General features: G+C 50.7%; 1 pseudogene. It reads right to left on the reverse strand.

Annotation, left to right across the window (positions count from 1 at the left end):
• A pseudogene (locus JFU56_RS22425) lies at positions 1-278 on the reverse strand (alcohol dehydrogenase); the annotation flags it as partial.

Consider the following 278-nt stretch of genomic DNA (forward strand, 5'->3'; position numbering starts at 1 on the left):
GCCGCCTGCGTTGATGATCAACACATCTTCTTGGGTCAGCTTAGCCACTTCTGTCGTCAACACCCATGCAGTTAGCGCATTAATGTACAACTGACAGGCGTAGCCATTTTCTAGATGCTGAGGAATTTGGAATAGGTCATCTGGTGATACATCGACATAGGTCTGCCATGTTCCACTGGTTGCTACGAGCACTCGCTGATTCACTGCAAATTCAGCATGGCTGGACTCTACAACGCTTCCTACCGCTTCAAATCCCGGTACTCTCGGCGGCTGGTGGC

This window comes from Moritella sp. F3 (assembly GCF_015082335.1).
Classification (GTDB): domain Bacteria; phylum Pseudomonadota; class Gammaproteobacteria; order Enterobacterales; family Moritellaceae; genus Moritella.